Origin of the sequence: Pelomonas cellulosilytica (genome assembly GCF_021353265.1) — a bacterium.
GTDB classification, from domain to species: domain Bacteria; phylum Pseudomonadota; class Gammaproteobacteria; order Burkholderiales; family Burkholderiaceae_C; genus Pelomonas; species Pelomonas cellulosilytica.
This window is the reverse complement of sequence record NZ_JAJTWU010000010.1, coordinates 295,291-317,410: the sequence shown is the minus strand read 5'-3', so window position 1 is coordinate 317,410 and position 22,120 is coordinate 295,291. Positions and strand designations below refer to the sequence as shown.

Sequence of the window (22,120 nt, the reverse complement as noted above, 5' to 3'; positions counted from 1 at the left end):
CCAGTGAAACAAGCCCACAGCAGGGGCAATGACGAATCAGGGCGCGGATTTTAGCCCGGGCCCGCGCAGCCAGATCTCGAGGGCTTGCAGGTCCATCGGCCGCGCGAGCAGATAGCCCTGGATCAGGTCGCAGCCGGCGGCCTGGATGACGGCCAGCTCGGCCTCGTTTTCCACGCCTTCGGCGGTGACCGTCAGCCCCAGGCCGTGGCCGACGCCGACAATGGATGTCAGCAGCGCCTGGCGGCGCGGGTCGGTGTTGACGTCCTGCACGAAGCTGCGGTCGATCTTCAACTCGTCCACCGGCAGGTGCTGCAGGTAGGCCAGCGATGACTGACCGGTGCCGAAGTCGTCGATGGCCAGACGCACGCCCCAGCGCTTGAGCGCCTGCAGCACGGCGATGGGGTCGGTGCCGCTGGCCATCAACCCGGTCTCGGTCACTTCCAGCTGCAGTTGGGCGGGATCTACATGGTACTGCGCCAACAGCGCGGCCAGCCGGGCGGGCAGCGTCTGGTCCTGGATGTCCAGCGTGGAGATGTTGACGGCGATGTAGAGCGGCGGCAGGCCGGCGGCGGCGCGCTCGGCCAGCGTGCGCACGGCGCGGGTCAGCATCCAGTCGGTGACCTGGCGGATGCGGCCGCTGCGCTCGGCAAAGGGGATGAAGTCGGCCGGCGGCAGCCAGCCGCGCTGCGGGTGCTGCCAGCGCACCAGCGCCTCGGCGCCGAGGATGCGGCCGGTGGCCAGCTCGCGCTTGGGCTGCAGGAACTGGCGCAGCTGGTCATGCTGGATGGCGGTGTGCAGGTCAGACAGCAGGCTCAGGTGCAGCGCGCGTGCCGCCTCGGCGCCGGGGTTGTAGATGGACACGGCCTGGCGCAGCCGCTTGGCCTCGAACATTGCCTGCTCGGCGCGGCGCAGCAGCGTCTCGGTGGTGTCAGCATGCTCGGGCCAGTGCGCCACGCCCAGCGAGACGGAGAGGTCCAGCGACTGGCCCTGCCACGACAGCTTGTGCTCCACCTCCTCGCGCAGCTGCGCCGCCATCGCGGCGCCCAGCTCCGGCCGGTGCACCGGCGCGAGCGCAGCGAAGGTGCCGCCGCCCAGGCGCCCGTAGGCGGCTACGCCCTTGAACAGCTTCGACAGCTTCTCGGCCGCGCCCTTCAGCAGCGCGTCGCCGGCGTCGAAACCCAGCACGCCGTTGACGGCCTTCAGCCGGTCCACGTCAATGCAGATCAGCACGGCCATCTGGTGCCGCTCCACCAGGTTGGCCAGCAGCCGGTCGCCGTCGGCGATGAAGCGGGCGCGCTGCGGCAGGCCGGTGAGCAGGTCCACGTCGGCCAGGCGGCGCAGCTCGGCCTCTCGTTCGCCCACGGCCGTGGCCATCGTGTTCATCGCCGCGGCCATGCGGCCCAGCTCATCGGCCGAGTCCACCTGGATGCGGTGGCCGTACTGGCCGCGGGCGATCAGCTCGGCGCCGTCCTCCGCGCGCTTGAGCGGCCGCACGATGGAGCGCGTGACGCCCACGGCCAGGCCCGCGCCAGCCACCAGCGCGCCGATGCACAGCGCCAGCACGCCCGTGCGGTCGGCATCGATCTCGTCGCGCAGCGCACGTGCCTTGGCGGTGCCGGTGCGCTCCTCGCTGGCGGCGAGCTGGTGGATGGCCGACACGAACAGCGACAGCGACGCTTCGGTGTCGCCACCGAGCATGGCCCGCGCGGCCTGGAAGTCGTCGCTCTCGATGAGGTTGCGCACCTGGACGTAGCTGGCGCGGTATTCCGACAGCCGCTGCTTCACCTCGACGAGGCGCTCGGCGCGTGGGCCGGGCGGCAGTACCAGCCCCAGGCGCTGCATGGCGTCGTCCAGCCTGGCGTTGGCGTTGTTGATCTCCGGGTAGGCGGCGATGCGCGCCTCGTCGTCGGGGCTCATGACGACCAGCAGCTTGCGCGCCACCGTCTCGGCGTTGCGGGTGATCTCCGTCACCGAGTCGTGGATGGCGGACTGTTCGTCGACGATCTGGTTCAGCGCCTCGGACAGGCTCGTGAGCCGCATGACGGACAGCGCCGCCAGCGCCAGCAGCAACAGCAGCAGCACGCCGAAGGCCAGGCCCAGCCGCGTGCGGATGCGCAGGCGCCTCGCCAGGCGGCCCAGCGGACGCTTCACGCGCGACCCTGCCACCGGCAGCGCTGCGCGCGGCGTGCCGGGCACGGGCGCTGGATGCCGCCGCGCCGCCTGCATCGCATCAGGCGCTCCACTGCCCCAGCAGCAGTCGCGCGGTGGCCACGTTGGTGGCGCAGGGCACGTCGTGCACGTCGCAGGCGCGCACGAGGGCATTGATGTCGGGTTCGTGCGGCTGCGGCGTCATCGGGTCGCGCAGGAAGATGACGCCGTCCAGCTCGCCCACCGCCAGCCGCGCGCCGATCTGCAGGTCGCCGCCCATCGGGCCGCTCAGCATGCGCTCCACTGTGAGGCCGTGTGCCGCGGTCAGCCGCGCGCCGGTCGTGCCGGTGGCCAGCAGCGTGCAGCGGCGCAGCAGCGGCAGGAAGTCCGCAGCGAGGGCGATCATGTCGTCCTTCTTGTGGTCGTGGGCGATCAGGGCGAGTCTCATCGGGCGAGTGGTGGGCTGTTGAAGTCGGTCACGTTACACGCAGTCGGCTGGGGGTACTGCGAAGTAGTTGGCACAAGCCCGGGGGCCGAGCCCGTACCCTGGTCGGCGTTGGGCGTCTTTTTGGCCGCGCCTTCGAGATGAGGCGGCCGACGGGGCCTCAGGGCTGCACAGACACGCGCAGCTGCAGCGCCCGTTCCGGCCGGCCCTCAGCATCGCCGCTGCTGACGGTGCCGCGCGGCGACGGTGGCGCGGCGGCGCCCGTGCGCGCCACGGTCTGCCAGCGCTCCATCGGCAGGTCCAGCGTGGACTGCCAGAGCTCGCCATGTTCGCCGTCGATGGCAAAGGCCACGCGCACCGGCGCGCGTCCGCCGGGCCAGGTCGGCGTGACGGTGATGCCTTGTGTGGAGCGCGGCGCCGCCTGGCCCGGGCGGGCGTAGATGCGGCGCACCGCGCTGGCCGGCGCCGCGCCGGCGTCGATCTCCACGACGGCGTCCACCGGCTGCAGCGGCTCCTGCAAGGCCAGCCGCAGGCTGGCGCGCTGGCCGTTGAGCACCAGCAGGCGCTCCGCGGGCGGTGGCGCGGCGCCTGCAGTCGCAGTGACGACACCCGGCCCGCGCGGTGACACGGCACCGGCCGTGCCCACGACGACGGCGCCATCGCGCACGCCGGCCTGGGCCGATGGCGGCAGCGCAGATTCCACCCAGCGCCACTCGACGGCCAGCGTCACCGCGGGCGGCGCGGCGCCGGCCAGGCCGGGCATCAGCAGGCAGGGGAGCAGGGTACGGCGCTTCATGCGGCGAGCTTAGGCCTCAGGTGCCTTGGGCCGCGCGGGCAAAAGCCGGGGGCCGAACAGGTTGATCGCCAGACCGGCCAGCACCAGTGCCGCGGCGCCCAGCTTCCAGCCCGGCAGCGGCTCGGCCAGCAACAGACTGCTGGCGCCCATGCCGAACACGGGCACCAGCAGCGCCATCGGCACGATGCGCGGCGCCGGGTGGCGCGACAGCAGCCAGCTCCAGCAGCCGTAGCCGAACAGCGTGTTGGCAAAGCTCTGCCACAGCACGGCCGCCCAGGTGCCGGCGTCGGCCCGGGCGAGCGCCGCGGCGATCTGTGACGGGCCGTCGACGACCAGCGTCAGCACCAGCAGCGGCGGCACGGCGAAGGCGCTGCTCCACACGACGTAGGCCAGCATGTTGACCTGGCCCGCGCGCTTGCCGACGAGGTTGCCGCAGGCCCAGGAGAAGGCCGCGGCCAGCACCATGCCCAGGCCCAGCGGCGTGGTGCTGCCGTCGGTGTGCGCCACGATGACGGCGATGCCCGCCACCGCCAGCGCCAGCCCGAGCCACTGTGCCGGCAGCACCCGCTCGCCGGCCAGCCGCACGGCCAGCAGCAGCGTGAAGAACACCTGCGTCTGGATGACGAGCGAGGCCAGGCCCGGGGAGATCTCGCTGCGCATGGCCAGGTACAGCAGCCCAAACTGGCCCACCGCGACGAACAGCCCGTAGCCGGCGAGGTTCTTCAGGCTCACCGCCGGCCGGGGCAGGAAGAAGCAAGCCGGCACGAACGCGATGGCGAAGCGCAGCACGGCTAGCAGCATTGGCGGCAGCGCGTGCAGCGCGACCTTGATGACGACGAAGTTGCTGCCCCACACCGCCACGACGGCGAGGGCGAGCAGCAGGTGGCGAAGAGGCAGGGCGTGGTTGGCGACGGGCATTCGGGCAGCCTAGCGCAGCGGCGGAGGGTGGGGTGCCACGTCGGCCCGCACGGCCGGTCGGCCACGTCGCCGCGGTGTGGCCGCGCTCTGGCGAGCGGCGTCAACCTTGCAGGTGCGTCAGCGGCAGCGCGCCGCCAGCCTTGACCTCGCCCAGCGAGAAGCTGGTGTGGATGTCCTTCACGTTGGGTAGCTTCAGCAGCGTGTTGATGGAGAAACGCGAGAAGGCGTCCAGGTCGGTTGCCATGACCTGCAGCTCGAAGGTGCCGGTGCCCGAGATGTAGTGGCAGGCAATGACCTCGGGCAGCTGGCGGATCTCGTCTTCGAGCGCCTTGGTGGCCGAGCCGGCGCTGCGCTCGGCGTCCACGCGCACGAAGGCCAGCACGCCCAGGCCGATCTTGCGGCGGTCCAGTTCGGCGCGGTAGCCGGTGATGTAGCCCTGCTCCTCCAGCCACTTGACGCGGCGCCACGTGGGCGCGGCCGACAGGCCGATGCGCTGCGCCAGCTCGGCGTTGGACTGGCGGGCGTCGCTCTGCAGCTCGGCCAGGATGGCGATGTGGTAGCGGTCGAGGTCGCCGGATGACGTGGCGTCTGAAGTCATGGTTTGCCCTGATCGGCTAGGCGGCGATATGAATGGTTTCTGATTCTCGTTTGGAAGAAAGAATCTTGCTGACAACATTGGATCAGAGCGCGAATGAGAAAGCATCACGCTCGATGCTTTTCCTACACTGGCCCGACGCCCATACTGTCCGTTCGCCGCACGCGCCCGCCTCACGAGGGCGCCTCGCGTCCGGCCCCCACGCTGGAGCCCGCACCCGATGAACGCCCCGCTGCCCGACCACGTCCTGCGCTCCCTGCAGACAGTGACGCTCGACGACAAATACGCCCTCGACGCCGGTCGCGCCTTCATGAGCGGCGTGCAGGCGCTGGTGCGGCTGCCGATGCTGCAGCGTACGCGCGACGCTCTTGTCGGCCTGAACACCGCCGGCTTCATCAGCGGCTACCGCGGCTCGCCGCTGGGCGGCTACGACCAGGCGCTGTGGGCCGCCAAGAAGCATCTGGCGAAGCAGAACATCGTGTTCCAGCCGGGCGTCAACGAGGAACTCGGCGCGACCGCCGTGTGGGGCACGCAGCAGCTGGACCTCTTCCCCGAGAAGGCCAAGTTCGACGGCGTGTTCGGCCTCTGGTACGGCAAGGGCCCGGGCGTGGACCGCTGCATCGACGTTTTCAAGCACGCCAACATGGCCGGTACGTCCAAGCACGGCGGCGTCATCGCCATTGCGGGCGACGACCACATCGCCAAGAGCTCGACAGCGGCGCACCAGAGCGACCACGTCTTCAAGGCAGTCGGCTTCCCGACCTTCTTCCCGAGTAGCGTGCAGGACATCCTGGACATGGGCCTGCATGCCTTTGCCATGAGCCGCTTCTCGGGCCTGTGGGCCGGCATGAAGACCATCCAGGAGATCGTCGAAAGCTCGGCCTCCGTCAGCGTCGATCCTGATCGCGTGAACATCCTGCTGCCCGAGGATTTCCAGATGCCGCCGGGCGGCCTGCACATCCGCTGGCCCGACCCGCCTCTGGAGCAAGAGGCGCGGATGATGAACTTCAAGTGGTACGCCGCGCTGGCCTACATCCGCGCCAACCGGCTGAACTACAACGTCATCGAGGGGCCGAATGACCGCTTCGGGCTGATCACCAGCGGCAAGGCCTTCAACGACACACGCCAGGCGCTGCACGACCTGGGCCTGGACGACGACACCTGCCGGCGCATCGGCATCCGGCTGCACAAGGTCAACGTCGTGTGGCCGCTGGAGGCGCAGGTGGCGCGCGAGTTCGCGCAGGGCCTGCAGGAGATCCTCGTCGTCGAGGAGAAGCGCCAGATCATCGAGTACCAGGTCAAGGAAGAGCTCTACAACTGGCGCTCGGACGTACGGCCCAACGTGCTCGGCAAGTTCGACGCCGGTGACGGCGAGGGCGGCGAGTGGAGCGTGCCCAACCCGAGCGACCACTGGCTGCTGCGCCCGCAGGCCGACCTGACGCCGGCCCTCATTGCCCGCGCCATCGCCAAGCGGCTTAGAAGAATGGGCGTGGACGCCGACATCCGCGCCCGCCTGGATGCCCGTCTGGCCGTCATCGACGCCAAGGAAGCGTCGCTCAAGGCCGAGGAAAAGACCGCCGGCGGCGCCGACCGCACGCCGTGGTTCTGCTCGGGCTGCCCGCACAACACCAGCACGCGCGTGCCTGACGGCTCGCGCGCCGTCGGCGGCATCGGCTGCCACTACATGGTCACGTGGATGCCCGGCCGCAACACGGCCACGTTCACGCAGATGGGCGGCGAGGGTGTGCCCTGGGTGGGCCAGGCGCCGTTCACCAACGAGAAGCACATCTTCAGCAATCTCGGCGACGGCACCTACTTCCACAGCGGCAGCCTGGCCATCCGCCAGAGCATCGCCGCGGGTGTGAACATCACCTACAAGATCCTCTACAACGACGCCGTCGCGATGACCGGCGGCCAGACCGTCGGCGAGCGGCCCGAGGGGCACACCGTCATCCAGATCATGAACAGCGTGATCTCGGAGGGCGTGCAGAAGCTCGTCATCGTGACCGACGAGCCGGCCAAGTACGAAGGCGTCGCGCTGGCGCCCGGCGTGACCGTGCACCACCGCGACGAGCTTGACGACCTCCAGCGTCAGTTCCGCGACATCAAGGGCACGACAGCCATCATCTACGACCAGACGTGCGCCACCGAAAAACGCCGTCGCCGCAAGCGCGGCAAGATGGTGGACCCGGCCAAGCGTGTGGTCATCAACGAGCTGGTCTGCGAGGGCTGCGGCGACTGTTCCGTGCAGTCCAACTGTCTGAGCGTGGAGCCGCTGGAGACCGAGTTCGGCCGTAAGCGCCAGATCAACCAGAACACCTGCAACAAGGACTACTCCTGCGTGAAGGGCTTCTGCCCGAGCTTCGTCACAGTCGAGGGCGGCGCGCTGAAGAAGCCGAAGAAGGAAGGCCGCAAGAGCCCATTCGACACGGCGCTGGGCGTGCTGCCGCTGCCGGTCATCCCGAACGCGGAAGAAGCCTGGGGCATCGTCGTGGCCGGCGTGGGTGGCACGGGTGTCATCACGATCGGCCAGCTGCTGGGCATGGCAGCGCACCTCGAAGGCAAGGGCGTCATCACGCAGGATGCCGCGGGCCTGGCGCAGAAGGGCGGCGCGACGTGGAGCCACATCCAGATCGCCAACCGGACCGAGGCCATCTACTGCACCAAGGTCGGCACGGCCGAGGCCGACCTTGTCATCGCCTGCGATGCCATCGTCGCGGCCAACAAGGCGACGCTGGCCGTCATGCGCGAGGGCCGCACCTTCGTCGCCCTGAACACCCATGGCTCGCCGACCGCCACGCTGGTCAACAACCCCGACTGGACCTTCCCCGGCACGGCCTGCGAGCAGGCGCTGGGCAAGGCCGTTGGTGCGGGCCACCTGGGCGCCTTTGACGCCGAGGAGGTCGCCGTCAAGCTGCTGGGCGATTCGCTCTACACCAACCCGCTGATGCTGGGCTACGCGTGGCAGCAGGGCCGCGTGCCGCTGAGCTATGACGCGCTGATGCGCGCCATCGAACTCAACGGCGTGCAGGTGGACAACAACAAGGCCGCGTTCGAGTGGGGCCGCCGATGCGCGCACGACCTCAAAGCCGTGCAGGCGCTGTATGCGGCGCAGGCCGTCATCCAGTTTGTCAAGCGCCCGGGCCTGGACGAGGTCGTCACGCGGCGCGTCGAGTTCCTGACCGGCTACCAGAGCGCCGCCTACGCGGCCGACTACAAGGCCTTCGTCGACAAGGTGCGCGCCGCGGAGAGCGCGCTCGGCGGGGGCACGGCGCTGACGGAGGCCGTCGCCCGCTATCTCTTCAAGCTGATGGCCTACAAGGACGAGTACGAGGTGGCGCGGCTGCACACGCAGATGGGCTTCGACGAGAAGATCGCCGAGATGTTCGAGGGCGACTACAAGGTCGTCCACCACCTCGCGCCGCCGCTACTGGCGAAGAAGAACGCCAAGGGCGAGCTGGTCAAGCAGCCGTTCGGCGGCTGGGTGCGCCCGGCGTTCCGGCTGCTGGCGAAGATGAAAGGCTTGCGCGGCACGGCCTTCGACGTCTTCGGGCACACCGAAGAGCGCCGGATGGAGCGCCGCTGGATCGTGGACTACCGCGCCGGCATTGAGAAGGCGCTGGCCGGGCTCAATGCCCTGACGCTGCCCACCGCAGTGGAGCTGGCCCGCGTGCCAGAAGGCATCCGCGGCTACGGCCATGTGAAGGCCCGGCATGAGGAGTCTGCACGCGCTCGCTGGCAGGAGTTGCTCGCGCAGGTCTAGCGGCGGCTGGCCGGTGCCGCCGCGCCGCCCAATAATGGCGTCATGAATCGCCGCCGAACCCTGCTGGCTGCCAGCCTGGCCTGGAGCACCGGCGTTTCGGCAGCGGCGCCGGTCGTCCGGTTGAAGACGGTGGCCGAGGCCGGTGCACCGCACAAGTTCGGCCCGCCCGGGGCGGCGTCATCGGGCTTCTGTCTGGCCTACATGCGCGCGCTGACCGATCACGACCCGCACTTGCAACTCGACGGGCTGGATCGCTACCTGCCTGTGCTGCGCATCGAGCGTGAACTGGCCCTGGGCTCGCTGGACGTGTTCTTCGGCCTGCTGAAGACGCCGGCCCGGCTGGAGCGCTTCCGCTTCATCGACCAGCCGGCACTCTATGTGTCGCGGCACCGCGCCGCGGTGCGGGCGGACGATCATGACGCCGACGCGGTGCGCAACTTCGACGACATCCGCGCGCTGGGTGACGACGGCGTCGTGCTGGCCACGCGGGGCACGGCTTACACCAGCTTCCTGCTGCAGCAGTCGGGGCTGAAGGTGGATGACGGTGCGACCGACCACCTGCAGAACCTGCGCAAGCTGCTGAAGGGCCGCGGCCGGTTCTTCTACCAGTCGGAGGGCATGATCCGCCAGCTGATTCAGGCCGAGGGCCTGCAGGATCAGGTGCGCATGCTGCCCGCGGTGTTCGCCGCGGAACCGCTGCTGGTGGCCGTGTCGCCGACGGTGCAGCCGGCGCGGCTGGCGCGGCTCACGGCTGCCATGCAGGCCATTGAGGCCAATGGCACCGCGGCCCGCCTTCGGGCCAGCCACGGCTTCAGTTGAGGAGCGACTGCGCTTCGCGGCGCACGCAGGATGCCAGCCCTAGACTGACTCGATGCCCGAGCCGTCCCGAGCCCCGTCGTCCCGTTCCCGCTGGCCCGGTCTGCTGCTCGCGGTGCTGGGCGCCATCGGCTTCTCCGGCAAGGCCATCATCGTCAAGCTGGCCTACCGGCATGGCGTGGACGCCGTGACGCTGTTGATGTGGCGCATGCTGCTGGCGCTGCCGTTCTTCCTGGCCATGGCCTGGTGGGCGGGCCGGGGCCAGCCGGCGCTGACGCGACGCGACTGGCGTGACATCGCCGTGCTGGGCTTCACCGGCTACTACCTCGCGAGCTACCTCGACTTCGCCGGCCTGGCCTACATCTCTGCCAGCCTGGAGCGGCTCATCCTGTACTTGAACCCGACGCTGGTGCTGCTGATCTCGGCGGTGTGCTTCCACCACCGCATCGAGCGCCGCCAGGCGCTCGCGCTGGCGCTCAGCTATGGCGGTGTCGTCGCGGTGTTCGGCCACGAGCTGCACTTCGAAGGCATGTCCACCGCCATCGGCGCTGCGCTGGTGTTCGGCAGCGCGATCAGCTACGCCATCTACCTTGCGCTCAGCGGGCGGGTCGTGCAGCGCCTGGGCCCGCTGCGGCTGACGGGACTGGCCAGCAGCGTGGCCTGCATGCTGTGCCTCGGCCAGTTCGTGCTGCTGCGGCCGCTGTCCGCCGCGGTCGTGCCCGCGCCTGTCGTGTGGCTGTCGGTGGTCAATGCCACGGCCTGCACGGTGGCGCCGGTGCTGATGGTGATGCTGGCCATCTCGCGCATCGGTGCGCCGCTGTCCTCGCAGGTGGGCATGGTCGGGCCGATGAGCACCATCCTGATGGGCTACGCCATCCTCGGCGAGCCGATGAATGCATGGATCGCCGTGGGCACGGGGCTGGTGCTGGCCGGCGTCTTCCTCGTTGGCGCCCGGCCGCGGGCGGCTGCGCGCTGAACCGGCTTGACGAGCCCGGGCCCTCGCAATTCAAAATGGCTGAACATTGGCAACAAGCCCGGTGAACCGAAGCACTGCTTCCCGGGCACACACTTCGTTCCCATCATGAGCCCAGCCCACCGCTACACCCCCGTCGCCATCGTCCTGCACTGGCTGCTGGCGCTGGCCATCGTCGGCGCCTTCGGCGTGGGCGTCTACATGTCGGACCTGCCGTTCTCGCTGACGCGACTCAAGCTCTATAACTGGCACAAGTGGGCTGGCGTCACCATCCTCGCGCTGTCGGCGCTGCGCCTGCTGTGGCGCCTGAGCCACCGCCCGCCGGCCGACCTGCCGATGCCCGCCTGGCAGGCGCGCGTTGCGCATGCCGTGCACGTGCTGCTGTACATCGCCTTCTTCGCCGTGCCGTTGACCGGCTGGGCGATGAGCTCCGCCAAGGGCTTCCCCATCGTCTGGTTCGGCGTGCTGCCGCTGCCCGACTTCGTGCCCAAGGACCACGACCTGGGCGAACTGCTGGAACGGGTCCATGCCGCGCTGGCCTGGGGCCTGGCCGCCCTCGTGCTGGCCCATGTGGCCGCTGCCCTCAAACACCAATTCGTCGACCGCGACGGGCTGCTGGCCCGCATGTCGCTGCGCCGCTCCTGAAGGAAGGAACCGCCATGAACCGCCTCTCCACATTCGCCGCCGCCCTCGCGCTGAGCGCCGCGTTGCTGCCGGCCCACGGCGCCACGCTGCAGCCCGACAAGAGCGAGCTCAGCTTCACCTTCAAGCAGATGGGCGTGCCGGTCGACGGCAAGTTCAAGAAGTTCGAAGCCCAGCTCGACTTCGACGCCAAGAAGCCCGAGGCCGGAAAGATCGCCTTCACGGTGGACCTGGGCAGCGTGTCGCTGGGTGACCCGAGCTTCGACAAGGAGCTGGCCGGCTCGACCTGGTTCGACACCAAGCGCAACGGCAAGGCCACCTTCGTGTCCACCGGCATCAAGCCCACCGGCGCAGGCAAGTACGACGTGGCCGGCAAGCTGACGATCAAGGGCGCCAGCCGCGACGTCGTCGTGCCCATTACGCTCAGCAGCGGCGTGGCCGCCGGCAGCGTGCCGATCAAGCGGCTGGACTTCAAGGTCGGTGATGGCGAATGGGCCGACACCTCGGTCGTCGCCAACGACGTCACTGTCAAGTTCAAGCTGTCGTTCTCCGGCCTGTGACGGGCCGTTTCCTTTCCTCGTTTCAACCCACTGTCCAGGAGACCTCCCTGATGAAGACCACCCTGCTGCTCGCCGCCCTGCTGGCCACCGCCGGCGCCGCCCACGCGCAAAGCGCCACCTACTCGCTCGAGCCGACCCACACCCAGGTCTACTTCGAGGCCAAGCACTTCGGCACCAGCACCAACCGTGGCCGCTGGGACAAGAAGGAAGGCACGATCACCTACGACAAGGCCGCCAAGACCGGCAAGGTCGACATCACGATCGACATGGCCTCCATCTCCACCGGCATCGGCCCGTTCGACGGTCACCTGAAGAGCAAGGACTTCTTCGCGGTCGAGGAATTCCCGACGGCCAAGTTCGTCGGCGACAAGTTCACGTTCAACGGCGACAAGCTGGTCAGCGTCACCGGTGACCTGACGCTGCGCGGCAAGACCAACCCGGTCACGCTGACGGCCAGCAGCTTCAACTGCTACCAGAACCCCATGCTCAAGCGCGAGGTCTGCGGCGGCGACTTCGAGGCCACGATCCAGCGCAGCCAGTGGGGCGTCATGTACGGCATCCCGGGCATCCCGGACAGCGTGCGCCTGCTGATCCAGATCGAAGCGGTCAAGCAGTAAGCCCTTCAGCACCAGCAAAAGCCCGCCAATGGCGGGCTTTTGCTTTATGGCCACGGGCTGGGCGCCGAGCCGCCCCAAACCGACCCGCTGACGATCTGCTTGCGGCTCAACACCGCTCCCGCCTGTCGCCCGCCGCTGCAGTTCGTCCCCCGCACCGGCCGGCGTGTCGCGCAGGCCCCACGGCGCCCGGAACGCTTGCGTACAGTGGCCTCCAACGACGACACCCGGCCATGACTCCTTCCTTCACCCCCAGCCCGCAGCAGCAGCTCTGGATCGAGCGCTGGCAGCGCTTCCTGGCCGCCGCGCTGCGCTACTTCCATGCCTACGCCGGCTGGCTGGTGGGCATCAGCTGGAAGCGCTTCGCGCTGCTGTCGCTGGCGCTGCTGATCGGCGCCAACGTGCTCAAGGGCCTGCCACCCTTCACCTGGCGCGTCAGCGAGATCGTCGAGGAGCATGATCACGGCGATGCCGCCCGCCGCCAGGCCAAGCTCGAGGCGCAGGCGCGCCGCGCGGCTGAGCGGGCCAAGAAGGCCGCCGAGCAGGCCACGACGAAGGCGCCGGACAAGTCGGTGCATTACGAGATCAAGATCGACGAGCGCGGCGTGCGCATCCAGCCCGTGCGCCCGGCGGCGTCCGCCGCGAGCAGCGCCGATGGCGATGGCGACGAGGCCCGCGGCGACGATGCGCCGGCCATCGCCATTGACTTCCCCAAGAGCGCCAAGCCCGACGACGTCCGCATCGCCATCGACCAAGCCAAGGACCAGCTGCACCAGCTCAAGCGCGACGCCGAGGCCGCCAAGGCGGCGCAGGACGCGGCAGCGGAGGCCGCCCAGGAAGCCCAGGAGGCCGCCGCCGAGGCAGCCGCGGAGACGGCCGCGCAGGCCGCGGAGCAGGCGTCGTCGTCGGGCACCCGCCGGCACGTCACGTACGTGCAGCTCGGCGACTCGTTGGTGGACCTGGCCACGCTGTGGGTCCTGGCTTCGGCCGTCATCAAGGCCATGTACAAGGGCCGCATCCAGGCCGAGGTCAAGGCCGCGCAGGCCACCGAGAACGCCGAGGCCGAGGCGCTGAAGCGCCAGGTCGTCGAAGCCCGCATGGCCGCGATGCAGGCGCAGGTCGAGCCGCACTTCCTGTTCAACACGCTGGCCAGCATCGACCACCTCATCGAGGTCGACCCGCCCACGGCCAGCAAGATGCAGAAGAACCTCATCGCGCTGCTGCGGGCCTCCATGCCCACCATGCGCGAGGCCAACGCCAACGGCGCCGTGCGCGATCTGGGCCGCGAGCTGGCCGTCATCCGGCCCTACCTCGAAATCCTGAAGATGCGCATGGAAGAGCGGCTGCAGACCGAGATCGACGTGCCCGAAGGCCTGATGTCCGCCGAGTTCCCGCCCATGATGATTCAGGGCCTCGTCGAGAACGCCATCAAGCACGGCCTGGAGCCCAAGGCCGAGGGCGGCAAGCTGACCGTCAAGGCCGAGATCCTGCACGGCAAGCTGGCCGTCACCGTGGCTGACACCGGCCTGGGCTTCGGCCGCGCGGCCACCAGCGGCACCGGCGTGGGCCTGGCCAACATCCGCGAACGCCTGCAGCTTCTGCACGGCAACAAGGCGTCCGTCACCGTCACCGAGAACCAACCGTCCGGCACCGTGGTCACCATCACCGTGCCCTACCGCAGCCGCAACGACGAAGGAGCGTCCGCATGAAGACCCTGTTCAAGATCCTGTTCATCGGCACCGCGCTGATGGTAGTGCTGGCCATGCTGGGCGGCCTGGCGCTGCTGCACCACGGCTCCGACATGCACATCGTCGTCAACGACGACGAACTGCAGCTCGGCGGCTTCGGCGACTGGCTGGGCGCCAGCATCGGCCTGTTCATCGCCGCCGCTGTGTGCGTGCTGGTGGTGCCGCTGGTGCTGCTGCTGGGCGTGGCGCTGCCGCTGCTCATTGTCGGCTGCGTCGTCGCGCTGCTCGTGGCCAGCGTGCTGGGCGTCGGCGCGGTCGTCAGCTCGCCGCTGATCGTGCTGGGCCTGCTGCTGTTCGTCGTGCTGCGCAACCGCCACCGTGCCAACCAAGCGCGCCGCGTGGACCCGAGCTGAACTAGCATCGCGTTCATGAGCACCCCCCCCGTGAGAGCCGTCCTGGCCGATGACGAGCGCCTGATGCGCGAGCAGCTGCGCAGCCGATTGATGGAAGTCTGGCCCGAGCTGGACATCGTCGCCGAGGCCAAAAACGGCCTGGAGGCCGTCGAGCTGACGAAGGAGCACAAGCCCGACCTCGTCTTCCTCGACATCCGCATGCCGGGCCTCACCGGCGTGGACGCTGCCCGCCAGATCGCCCAGCTGCCGGAAGACGACGACTGGCTCGTGCCGGAAATCGTCTTCATCACGGCCTACGACCAGTACGCGGTGGAGGCCTTCGAGCAGGGCGTGGCCGACTATGTGCTGAAGCCCGCCGAGCGCGAGCGCCTGCAGCTGACGGTCGCGCGCATCAAGAAGCGCCTGGCCCAGCGGGACGCGCCGACCGGCGACTTCACCGACAGCGCGCCGGTGCCGCTGCAGCAGCTGCTGCACCAGCTGTCCGCCGGCATGAACCCGGCTGCAAAGCCGCAGTACCTGCAGTGGATCCAGGCCACCGTGGGCCAGGCCATCCAGATGATCCCGGTCGATGACGTGCTGTTCTTCATCAGCGACGAGAAGTACACCCGCGTGCAGACGGCCAAGATCGAGGCGCTGATCCGCAAGCCCATCAAGGAGTTGGTGGACGAGCTGGACCCGCAGCTGTTCTGGCAGATCCACCGCTCCACGCTCGTCAACGCACACGCCATCGACGGCATCACGCGCGACTTCCGCGGCCGCCAGCTGGTGGGTGTGAAAGGCCTGACCGAGAAGCTCGAAGTCAGCCGCAGCTACACGCACCTGTTCAAGGGCATGTAGCGCGGGGCGCCGCCAGCTCGGCGACCAGCGTCCACAGCGTCTGCGCGGCCGGCGCCAGCGACCGCTGCCGGCGCCGGGCCAGCACCACCTGCCGGCTCAGCGCCGGCTCCATCGGCACGGCGCACAGGCCGGCGGTGTCGGGCAGCGGCAGGCTCAGCGCCGGCAGCACCGACACGCCCAGACCCGCCTGCACCATGCGGAAGGCCGTGGCCGCATGCCCCACGTCGATGGCCGCCTGCAAGGCCACGCCCGCCCGGGCGAAGGCGCGGTCGATCAGCGGGCGGCTGCCGGAGCTGTGGTCCAGCAGTACCAGCGGCCAGCCGGCCGCGTCGGCCATCCTCACGAGCCGGCGCCGTGCCAGCGCATGCGCGGCCGGGCAGACGAGCACGAAACGTTCGTCGAACAGCGGCTGCTGCTCCAGGTCCGGTGCGTCGTCCTCCATGCCCACCAGCACGGCGAAGTCCACCGCACCGCTGCGCACGCCCTCGATGGCCAGCTGCTGCACCTGGTCGCGCAGCCGCACCTGGATTGCCGGGTGGCGCTCGCGCGCGGCGGCCAGCACCTGCGGCATCAGCCCGCCCGAGATCGTCGGCGCGCTCGCGATGTCCACGACGCCGCGCGCCGCGGCCGCCTGCCCGCGGGCGTCGTCCAGCACACCGTCCAGTTCGTCCAGCGCGCGCTGCAGCGGCGCCACGAGCGACTGCCCGGCCGCCGTCAGCACCACCTCGCGCGTCGTGCGGTCTAGCAGCTTGACGCCCAGCTCCGCCTCCAGGCTGCGCACCGCCTGGCTAACGGCCGGCTGCGACAGCCCGATGTCGTCGCCCGCGCGGCCGAAGCCGCCATGCCGCGCCACGGCGAGGAGCACGCGCAGCTGGCGCAGCGTGATGGCGGAAGTGGGCATCGGTGCAGCGCGGTTATTGATTGGTTGTACGGATTAAACCATCTGATTAATCCATTTCACGGCGCGACCCCGCTCCGCTCCAATCGCGGCCATGAAACGTCCCGCTTGGCTGCCCGACAACCTCGTCCTGATGCTCTGCGCCACCATCGCGCTCGCCACGCTGGCGCCCGTGCATGGCCGCGGTGTCGCGGTGCTGGACGCGCTGACGCAGGCAGCCGTCGCGCTGCTGTTCTTCATGCACGGCAGCAAGCTGTCGCGCCGCGCCGTGTGGGAGGGCCTGCTGCACTGGCGGCTGCATGCGCTGGTGTTTGCCGCCACCTTCGTGCTTTTCCCGCTGCTGGGCCTGGCGCTGCGGCCGTGGCTGGAACCGCTGGTTGGCCCGACGCTCTACCTCGGCGTGCTGTTCATCTGCGCGCTACCGTCCACCGTGCAGTCGTCCATCGCCTTCACGTCGCTGGCGCGCGGCAACGTGGCCGCGGCCATGTGCAGCGCGTCCACGTCCAACATCGTCGGCATGGCGATCACGCCGCTGCTGATGGCCGGCATGGCCCGCTGGGTGGGCGCCTCGGCGGGGGCGGGCGCGGTGCAGCTGAGCTGGCACACGTTCGAAGGCATCGTCACGACGCTGTTGCTGCCCTTCGTCGCCGGCCAGGCGCTGCAGCGCTGGACCGGGCCCTGGGTGGCCGCCCACAAGGCCTGGGTGCGTGCGAGTGATCAAGGCGCCATCCTGCTGGTCGTCTATGGCGCCTTCAGCGCGGCGACGGTGCAAGGCCTCTACAGCCACCTCCCTCCGGCCACGCTCGCAGCCGTGCTGGGCATCTGCGCGTTGCTGCTGGCCGTCGTCATGCCGCTGCTGACGTGGCTGAGCAGGGTGCTGGGCTTCTCGCGCGAGGACGAGATCGCCATCGTCTTCTGCGGGTCCAAGAAGACGCTGGCCAGCGGCGTGCCGATGGCCCAGATCCTCTTCGCCGGCCAGGCTGTGGGCCTGCTGGTGCTGCCGTTGATGGTGTTCCACCAGATGCAGCTGATGGTGTGTGCGTCGGTGGCGCGGCGGTATGCGCGGGAGGCTCCGCAGCACCCCGTCGCGGTTTGACCTGTGACGCCGTCTCGGCGACGAGTCGGATGGTCATGATTCGCCAGAGGGTTCATCTGCTGAGATGGGCTTACGTTTAGCCAGACCTGCCTGGATGGCGCGCGATTGGCTAGGCTTGTTCGCCTTCCTCCAATACCAACAGCAGATTCGACCTTCTTAAAGTTTCACCGGCCCCGCCACACCCCCACCCGACACCGCCTCCCGCGCGTGCTGCTGCCGCGTGCGGTCCACATAGCTGTCCGCCCGCTGCAGCTGCGCCTCGATGAGCTTGTTGTTCGCGCCCATCGTCGCGATCGCCTTCGACCGGAAGTTGTCCATCGCGTCCATCGCCTGGAAGGTCTGGTCGAACATGGACTGGATCTGCTCAATGCCCAGCATGGGATTGGCGGCGAACTCGGCCGTCTGGTCGACGTGCTGGTTCAGCGCCTGGCCGGTCTGGTGGATGAGGTTGCCGATGGTCGCGTTGACGCCTTGCAGCATCTTCATGACCTCGATCTGGTTGCCCGTGGCGCGCGCCACGGTCTGCGCCACGGCCAGCGCGCTCATGCCGGTGGTGGCAACGCGGTCGCAGCCGATCATCATCTCGCGGCCTGTCTTCTTCAGCACGTCCAGCGCCAGGTAGCCGTTCACGCAGACGGCCTGCTGGGTCTGGATGTCGGCGAGGTTCTGGCGCGCATAGAACAGCACTTCCTGCTCCAGCGCCTTGGCCTTCAGCGGGTCCGTCGGCTTGAGCTGGTCGACGCGTTCGGCCAGCCTCGTGTCCAGCGTGCGGGCGAAGCGCGCGGCGGCCGCGAGCGCCTGCATGGCCTCCCACAGCTTGGTGCGCGTGGCCTCGATGTCGATGACGTCCTTCTGGATGCCGTCCTTGGCCGCGTACAGCTGCGTCATGCTGGTCTGTAGTTGGCTGGCGGCGCTCTCGAACTTGCGGAAGTAGGCCTCCAGTTTGTTGCCGAAGGGGATGAGCCCGAGCAACTTGCGCGGCTGCAGCAGGTCGCCGTCCTTGCCGGGGTTGAGCTCGTCGAGCTGCGCGCGGATGGCGTTGATGGCCTGGTAGGCCGGTGTGTCGGTGGCGCCGACGAAGTTGCGCTGCATCAGGCTACCCTGCATCAGGCTGGCGGCCAGGCTGATCTCCTGCCGGCCGAGCTGGAAGGCGCTGTCCAGCTTGGCCTTGAAGGGCTCGCTGTGCAGGTCTTCCTTCTCCAGCGCGTCGATGAAGCGGCGCACCTGCTCGTCAACCTGCGTGGCGAGTTCGGGCTTCAGCGGCACAGCGTCGACCGCCTGGGGCGGCTCGACCGGGGTGATGACCTCGGGTGGCGTCAGCGTGAAAGCGGGCTTGGTGGTGATGTCGCTCATGGGGTCTTGGCTCCGAATTTCTGCTGCAGGAACTCGCTGTGGCGCAGGAAGGCCTGGGCGTCCTGCGCGGCCAGGTCGTCGCCGAGTTGCTCCACCTTGGCTTCCAGTTCCGCCAGCACGCCCTCGAAGGTCGCTTCTGCCGTCTTGCCGTTGCTGAGCAGCTTCCTGGTGGCGAACTGCGGCGGAATGCTGAGGTAGGTGTTCAGCGCATCGGGCAGGTAGCTGATGGCGATGTGCCGCGCGTGGAAGCTCTCCTGCAGCGGCAGCTGGCCCTGGCTGCGCTCCCACTGGTCCAGCAGGCTCTCCAGCTTGGCGCACAGCTGCTGGATGCGCGTGGCCAGCGGCCCGGGGATGCGCTGGCCCGGGTTGTGCTCGGTCAGCCGCCGCACGCCGGACAGCGCCCGGCCCATGGCCTCGCGGGCGTCGCCTTCGTCCTTGAACTCCAGCGCCTGCCACTCGGCCTCCTTCGTGCTGGGCCAGCCCCACCACATCGCGCCGACGACGAGTCCTCCCGCATAGCCCAGCGCCGCCACGCCCAGGCCCAGGCCGCCCAGCAGGCCCAGTGCCTTCAGCACCAGCACGCCGGTGGCGGCCAGCAGGCCGCACCAATTGGCCGGGGCGTTGAGCCAGCGGAACAAGGCACTCATTGATAAGACCGGATGTCCTTGAACACCGCATACAGCGGCGTCTTGCGTGCATCAAACACCTTGCCGCCGGTGATGTTCACGAGCTGCTGCAGGTCGCCCTCGGCCGCTTCGCCGTACAGCACCATGAAGACGGGGATGCCACGAACGTCCTCGGGCAGCTGCTCGTAGGCCTGCTTGAAGGCCAGCAGATTGCGACCCTGGTTGTTCTTGCCGTCAGTGAAGGCGACGACGGAGTACTGGTAGTCGGGGTGCTGCTTGCGCTCTTCCAGCATGTGGTTCAGCGCGGCCAGCACGGCGTCGTACAGCGCCGTGCCGCCCTGCATGCGCAGGTCGTCCGCGGCGTCGCGCACCTGCTGCAGCGCGGCTTTCTTGGCCTCCGTGTCGGCCTGTGGCGCCACCCCCTTGCGCACAGGGCTGCCGGCCGGAATCTCGAACAGCACCGGCTCGCGCGGCCGGTCGCTGAAGGGCAGGAACCACAGCTTTTCGCGGTTGGTGAGCTTGGCGACTCGGCCTGTCAGCGACACGTCGGCGCCGGCCAGGTAGTGGATGGCTTCCACGAGCTGCTCGCGCCGCTGGCCCTGCATGCTGCCGCTGGTGTCCAGCACGAACGTCGACGCGATGGGCTTGCGGAACTCGTTCAGGTAGGCGTCGATGAGGCCGTCGGCCAGCTGCCGGTCGGGCGAGAACGGCAGCTCCACCTGTACGCCGCGCTCGGGCAGCAGGTCGGCCACCTGCGCAGCCAGGTCGGCCTTCATCGGCCGGCGCAGCGTCTGGCGGGCCAGCCACAGCTGGGCCGTATCGCTCTTCAGGTAGTCGACGACCTTCAGGTAGTCGGCGCGCTTCGCGTCGTTCAGCAGCATGAAGGGGTAGTCCGCCGTGGAAACGCCTTCGAACGGGTAGATGAGGTGCAGCTTCTCGCGCAGCTTGCCATTGGCGTTCAGGCTCAGCAGCCAGCTCTCGTAGTTGATGAAGGCATTGGCCCGCGTACCCTGCTGCTTGATGAACTGTTCGGCGAGGTAGGTGGAGTTGTCGCCGACGATCTTGTAGCCGGTCAGGAAGTCGGCAATCGCCTGGCGGTCCACGTCTGCAGCCGTCAGCGCCTCGCCCTTGCCGCCCGCCGCGGCGACGACTCCCAGCAGCGCCATGAAACCCTGGTTGCTCGTGGCCGGGTTGCTGAGCGCGTAGCGCAGGTCGCCGCGCTTGGCGGCCTTCGTGATGTCGGCCCAGGTGAGTTTGGTGTCCGGCTTGTTCCAGCCTATACGCGCCGCGTCGCTTTCGCTGACGCCCAGGATAAGGGGCGACAGCATGATCTTCTCCTGCAGCTTCACGCGGCGCTGGCCGGCGGCGTCGCTGAGCAGGTACTTGGCGTTGGCGAACCAGGCAGCGTCGGCCGATGAACCGCTGAGTACCTCCTGCGTGCTCTCCATCGTGCCGCCGAAGCGGAACTTCACAGCCACGCCGGTCGCGGCCTCGATCTGCGCGGCCAGCGGCTCCACGTCCTTCAGGTCGCTGGTGGCCAGCACGTTCAGCGTGTTCTGGGGCGCGGCAGGCGCCGCCTGTGCGGGCGAGGGCTCGTCGCGCTTGCTGCACGCGGCGAGCGCCACGGTCAGCAGGATGAGGGCCAGGCGTCGCTTCATTGGTTCATCTCCCGGCTGACGGTGTCGATCATCTCGAACATCAGGTCGAAGCCCGGCGGGTCGACGACCTGGCGCAATTGCGTGTCCACGGCCAGGCCGGCTTGCTTGGCGGCGGCGGCGAAGGCGGCCGGGTCACCGGTGCGGAAGCCCTGCTCCAGCGCTACAGCCTGCAGCTCCTTGTTCGTCGCAAGCAGTTCGGCCAGCCGCTTGCCGCGCTCGGTCATCGCGACGACGACCCACTTGTTGACGATGGTCGGCTGCGGGTACATCAGCACCATCTCCGGTCGCAAGCTGCCGCCGGGCTTCTGGGCCTGCGCCAGCATCTGGTTCTCGTAGATGAAGGCCAGCGGCGTCTTGCCCATGCCGATGGCGAGGTAGTCGTCGAAGGCGCCGTTGACGTAGTTCTCCTGGAAGCCCTGGCGCTTGAACAGCTCAGCCAGCTTCACGGCCAGCTCGTTGCCGCGCGCGCGGTCGCTGACGACCTCGCCGTTGAGCGCCTGCGACGTCAGCGCGAGGTACATCGCGGCCGAGTTGCTGCGGCGGATGTCCGTCGTCGACACCAGCACGCTCCGCGACACGGCGTACTCGCCGCTGTCCTTCAGGTCGCGCCAGCGCTTCCTGGCCAGCATCGCCTCGGTCAGCTTCTCCATGTCCAGGCCGTAGACCTTGGGCGCCATCGGCTTGGCCATCTGGTTGGCGACGAGGATCTTGGCCACCGGCTCCCAGGAGGCCACGACCAGCGGCGTGTGGAAGGGAGAGCTCTGGGTCGCCGGCTTGTTGGCCTTGCGCGCGGCGTCCAGGATCATGTTGGCAGCCACCACGCCGCTGGCGAGGAAGAAGTCCGGCGCCTCGCCCAGCTTGGCCGCCATGTCGCGGCTGCCGACGCGCACCGCCTGTACTGGCAGCCGCTCGCTGGCCAGCAGCCGGGTGACGCGCTCGTCCTTGAAGAACGGCTCGACGTCGACCGCGATGAGGCCCTTCAGCGGCGACGTCTGCGCGATGACGGTCTGCTCGTGTTCAAGGGTCTGGGTCTGGTGCTCGCTGCGCAATGCCCAGAACAGGGCGCCACCGAACAAGGCCAACACGACGAGCGTGCCGGCGATGCGCTTGGGGGTGTTCATCGGTGCTTCCAGCCTCCTGCCGGTTTCGACAGGTGCGGAGTGTGCCCGCTCTGCCGGCGGCGCCGAAAGTCACGAATCACCCGGCCACAGGCACGCCGGACTTATGCATTCCTGATGCCGGCAATGGTGGGGCCGGCGATGGTGGGCCGCCGCTCCCGCG

Annotated in this window: 20 protein-coding genes; 10 read left to right on the top strand and 10 right to left on the bottom strand. The window is 69.1% G+C overall.

Translation table 11 applies throughout. The annotated features are described in order from the left end of the window. Nucleotides 1-36 precede the first annotated feature (36 nt). The 5 genes from LXT13_RS24185 to LXT13_RS24165 all read right to left on the bottom strand — a co-directional run bounded on the left by LXT13_RS24185 (nt 37) and on the right by LXT13_RS24165 (nt 4,905). Entirely contained in the window at nt 37-2,151 is a 2,115-nt protein-coding gene (locus LXT13_RS24185) for a putative bifunctional diguanylate cyclase/phosphodiesterase (RefSeq protein ID WP_233374875.1), read from the bottom strand. Nucleotides 2,152-2,230: 79 nt separating this feature from the next. Next, the gene (locus LXT13_RS24180) at nt 2,231-2,596 is read right to left on the bottom strand and encodes a methylglyoxal synthase (RefSeq protein WP_233374874.1); all 366 of its coding nucleotides are present in this window, start codon (nt 2,594-2,596) and stop codon (nt 2,231-2,233) included. Between the two features lie 157 nt (nt 2,597-2,753). Continuing rightward, nucleotides 2,754-3,389 carry a hypothetical protein gene (locus LXT13_RS24175; protein WP_233374873.1) on the bottom strand — a complete coding sequence of 212 codons (636 nt, stop codon included), beginning with the start codon at nt 3,387-3,389 and terminating at the stop codon, nt 2,754-2,756. A 9-nt stretch (nt 3,390-3,398) separates the two neighbouring features. Beyond that, nucleotides 3,399-4,286: an EamA family transporter gene (locus LXT13_RS24170; RefSeq protein ID WP_233374903.1), complete on the bottom strand. Its 888-nt coding sequence runs from the start codon at nt 4,284-4,286 to the stop codon at nt 3,399-3,401. Between the two features lie 121 nt (nt 4,287-4,407). Beyond that, nucleotides 4,408-4,905, bottom strand: a complete 498-nt coding sequence (locus LXT13_RS24165) for an Lrp/AsnC family transcriptional regulator (protein WP_233374872.1) — start codon at nt 4,903-4,905, stop codon at nt 4,408-4,410. A 217-nt stretch (nt 4,906-5,122) separates the two neighbouring features. Here LXT13_RS24165 and LXT13_RS24160 point away from each other — a divergent pair, with 217 nt between their 5' ends. From LXT13_RS24160 to LXT13_RS24120, 9 genes are all read left to right on the top strand, one after another. Next, complete coding sequence (locus LXT13_RS24160; RefSeq protein ID WP_233374871.1) at nt 5,123-8,665, top strand: indolepyruvate ferredoxin oxidoreductase family protein; 3,543 nt, start codon at nt 5,123-5,125, stop codon at nt 8,663-8,665. Between the two features lie 42 nt (nt 8,666-8,707). After that, nucleotides 8,708-9,484: a substrate-binding periplasmic protein gene (locus LXT13_RS24155; protein WP_233374870.1), complete on the top strand. Its 777-nt coding sequence runs from the start codon at nt 8,708-8,710 to the stop codon at nt 9,482-9,484. 52 nt (nt 9,485-9,536) lie between these two features. After that, nucleotides 9,537-10,457: a DMT family transporter gene (locus LXT13_RS24150; RefSeq protein ID WP_233374869.1), complete on the top strand. Its 921-nt coding sequence runs from the start codon at nt 9,537-9,539 to the stop codon at nt 10,455-10,457. 105 nt (nt 10,458-10,562) lie between these two features. Further along, nucleotides 10,563-11,099, top strand: coding sequence for a cytochrome b (locus LXT13_RS24145; RefSeq protein WP_233374868.1), 537 nt, complete (start codon nt 10,563-10,565; stop codon nt 11,097-11,099). A gap of 14 nt (nt 11,100-11,113) precedes the next feature. Further along, nucleotides 11,114-11,656 (top strand): YceI family protein, encoded by a 543-nt coding sequence (locus tag LXT13_RS24140; protein WP_233374867.1) that lies wholly within the window; start codon nt 11,114-11,116, stop codon nt 11,654-11,656. Nucleotides 11,657-11,706: 50 nt separating this feature from the next. Then, nucleotides 11,707-12,273 (top strand): YceI family protein, encoded by a 567-nt coding sequence (locus LXT13_RS24135; RefSeq protein WP_233374866.1) that lies wholly within the window; start codon nt 11,707-11,709, stop codon nt 12,271-12,273. A gap of 230 nt (nt 12,274-12,503) precedes the next feature. Beyond that, entirely contained in the window at nt 12,504-13,979 is a 1,476-nt protein-coding gene (locus LXT13_RS24130; protein WP_233374865.1) for a sensor histidine kinase, read from the top strand. Beyond that, a complete protein-coding gene (locus LXT13_RS24125) occupies nt 13,976-14,371 on the top strand; it encodes a hypothetical protein (RefSeq protein WP_233374864.1) in 396 nt (131 codons plus the stop codon). The genes LXT13_RS24130 and LXT13_RS24125 overlap by 4 nt, the downstream gene beginning before the upstream one ends. A gap of 15 nt (nt 14,372-14,386) precedes the next feature. Next, the gene (locus tag LXT13_RS24120) at nt 14,387-15,208 is read left to right on the top strand and encodes a LytR/AlgR family response regulator transcription factor (RefSeq protein WP_233374863.1); all 822 of its coding nucleotides are present in this window, start codon (nt 14,387-14,389) and stop codon (nt 15,206-15,208) included. On the opposite strand, the gene LXT13_RS24115 is transcribed toward LXT13_RS24120, so the two are convergent. Then, the gene (locus LXT13_RS24115; protein WP_233374862.1) at nt 15,195-16,109 is read right to left on the bottom strand and encodes a LysR family transcriptional regulator; all 915 of its coding nucleotides are present in this window, start codon (nt 16,107-16,109) and stop codon (nt 15,195-15,197) included. The genes LXT13_RS24120 and LXT13_RS24115 overlap by 14 nt on opposite strands. Nucleotides 16,110-16,200: 91 nt before the next feature. Between LXT13_RS24115 and LXT13_RS24110 the strand changes: the two genes are divergently transcribed. Next, nucleotides 16,201-17,202 carry a bile acid:sodium symporter family protein gene (locus LXT13_RS24110; RefSeq protein ID WP_233374861.1) on the top strand — a complete coding sequence of 334 codons (1,002 nt, stop codon included), beginning with the start codon at nt 16,201-16,203 and terminating at the stop codon, nt 17,200-17,202. 156 nt (nt 17,203-17,358) lie between these two features. Here the strand turns inward: LXT13_RS24110 and LXT13_RS24105 are convergent, their stop codons facing one another. Genes LXT13_RS24105 through LXT13_RS24090 form a run of 4 tightly spaced genes read right to left on the bottom strand, consistent with a single transcriptional unit; the run spans nt 17,359 to nt 21,960 of the window. Then, nucleotides 17,359-18,555 (bottom strand): toxic anion resistance protein, encoded by a 1,197-nt coding sequence (locus LXT13_RS24105; RefSeq protein ID WP_233374860.1) that lies wholly within the window; start codon nt 18,553-18,555, stop codon nt 17,359-17,361. Further along, the gene (locus LXT13_RS24100; protein ID WP_233374859.1) at nt 18,552-19,202 is read right to left on the bottom strand and encodes a hypothetical protein; all 651 of its coding nucleotides are present in this window, start codon (nt 19,200-19,202) and stop codon (nt 18,552-18,554) included. The genes LXT13_RS24105 and LXT13_RS24100 overlap by 4 nt, the downstream gene beginning before the upstream one ends. Beyond that, entirely contained in the window at nt 19,199-20,839 is a 1,641-nt protein-coding gene (locus LXT13_RS24095; RefSeq protein ID WP_233374858.1) for a substrate-binding and vWA domain-containing protein, read from the bottom strand. Before LXT13_RS24095 ends, LXT13_RS24100 begins: the two co-directional genes overlap by 4 nt. Then, complete coding sequence (locus LXT13_RS24090; protein ID WP_233374857.1) at nt 20,836-21,960, bottom strand: hypothetical protein; 1,125 nt, start codon at nt 21,958-21,960, stop codon at nt 20,836-20,838. The genes LXT13_RS24095 and LXT13_RS24090 overlap by 4 nt, the downstream gene beginning before the upstream one ends. Nucleotides 21,961-22,120 lie beyond the last annotated feature (160 nt).

What these genes read in the sequence shown, in the direction of transcription:
- LXT13_RS24105 (WP_233374860.1), bottom strand. Translation starts at nt 18,555, where the DNA reads ATGAGCGACATCACCACCAAGCCCGCTTTCACGCTGACGCCACCCGAG.
- LXT13_RS24160 (WP_233374871.1), top strand. Translation starts at nt 5,123, where the DNA reads ATGAACGCCCCGCTGCCCGACCACGTCCTGCGCTCCCTGCAGACAGTG.
- LXT13_RS24155 (WP_233374870.1), top strand. Translation starts at nt 8,708, where the DNA reads ATGAATCGCCGCCGAACCCTGCTGGCTGCCAGCCTGGCCTGGAGCACC.
- LXT13_RS24095 (WP_233374858.1), bottom strand. Translation starts at nt 20,839, where the DNA reads ATGAAGCGACGCCTGGCCCTCATCCTGCTGACCGTGGCGCTCGCCGCG.
- LXT13_RS24125 (WP_233374864.1), top strand. Translation starts at nt 13,976, where the DNA reads ATGAAGACCCTGTTCAAGATCCTGTTCATCGGCACCGCGCTGATGGTA.
- LXT13_RS24140 (WP_233374867.1), top strand. Translation starts at nt 11,114, where the DNA reads ATGAACCGCCTCTCCACATTCGCCGCCGCCCTCGCGCTGAGCGCCGCG.
- LXT13_RS24165 (WP_233374872.1), bottom strand. Translation starts at nt 4,905, where the DNA reads ATGACTTCAGACGCCACGTCATCCGGCGACCTCGACCGCTACCACATC.
- LXT13_RS24120 (WP_233374863.1), top strand. Translation starts at nt 14,387, where the DNA reads ATGAGCACCCCCCCCGTGAGAGCCGTCCTGGCCGATGACGAGCGCCTG.
- LXT13_RS24145 (WP_233374868.1), top strand. Translation starts at nt 10,563, where the DNA reads ATGAGCCCAGCCCACCGCTACACCCCCGTCGCCATCGTCCTGCACTGG.
- LXT13_RS24090 (WP_233374857.1), bottom strand. Translation starts at nt 21,960, where the DNA reads ATGAACACCCCCAAGCGCATCGCCGGCACGCTCGTCGTGTTGGCCTTG.
- LXT13_RS24135 (WP_233374866.1), top strand. Translation starts at nt 11,707, where the DNA reads ATGAAGACCACCCTGCTGCTCGCCGCCCTGCTGGCCACCGCCGGCGCC.
- LXT13_RS24110 (WP_233374861.1), top strand. Translation starts at nt 16,201, where the DNA reads ATGAAACGTCCCGCTTGGCTGCCCGACAACCTCGTCCTGATGCTCTGC.
- LXT13_RS24130 (WP_233374865.1), top strand. Translation starts at nt 12,504, where the DNA reads ATGACTCCTTCCTTCACCCCCAGCCCGCAGCAGCAGCTCTGGATCGAG.
- LXT13_RS24175 (WP_233374873.1), bottom strand. Translation starts at nt 3,389, where the DNA reads ATGAAGCGCCGTACCCTGCTCCCCTGCCTGCTGATGCCCGGCCTGGCC.
- LXT13_RS24100 (WP_233374859.1), bottom strand. Translation starts at nt 19,202, where the DNA reads ATGAGTGCCTTGTTCCGCTGGCTCAACGCCCCGGCCAATTGGTGCGGC.
- LXT13_RS24180 (WP_233374874.1), bottom strand. Translation starts at nt 2,596, where the DNA reads ATGAGACTCGCCCTGATCGCCCACGACCACAAGAAGGACGACATGATC.
- LXT13_RS24115 (WP_233374862.1), bottom strand. Translation starts at nt 16,109, where the DNA reads ATGCCCACTTCCGCCATCACGCTGCGCCAGCTGCGCGTGCTCCTCGCC.
- LXT13_RS24150 (WP_233374869.1), top strand. Translation starts at nt 9,537, where the DNA reads ATGCCCGAGCCGTCCCGAGCCCCGTCGTCCCGTTCCCGCTGGCCCGGT.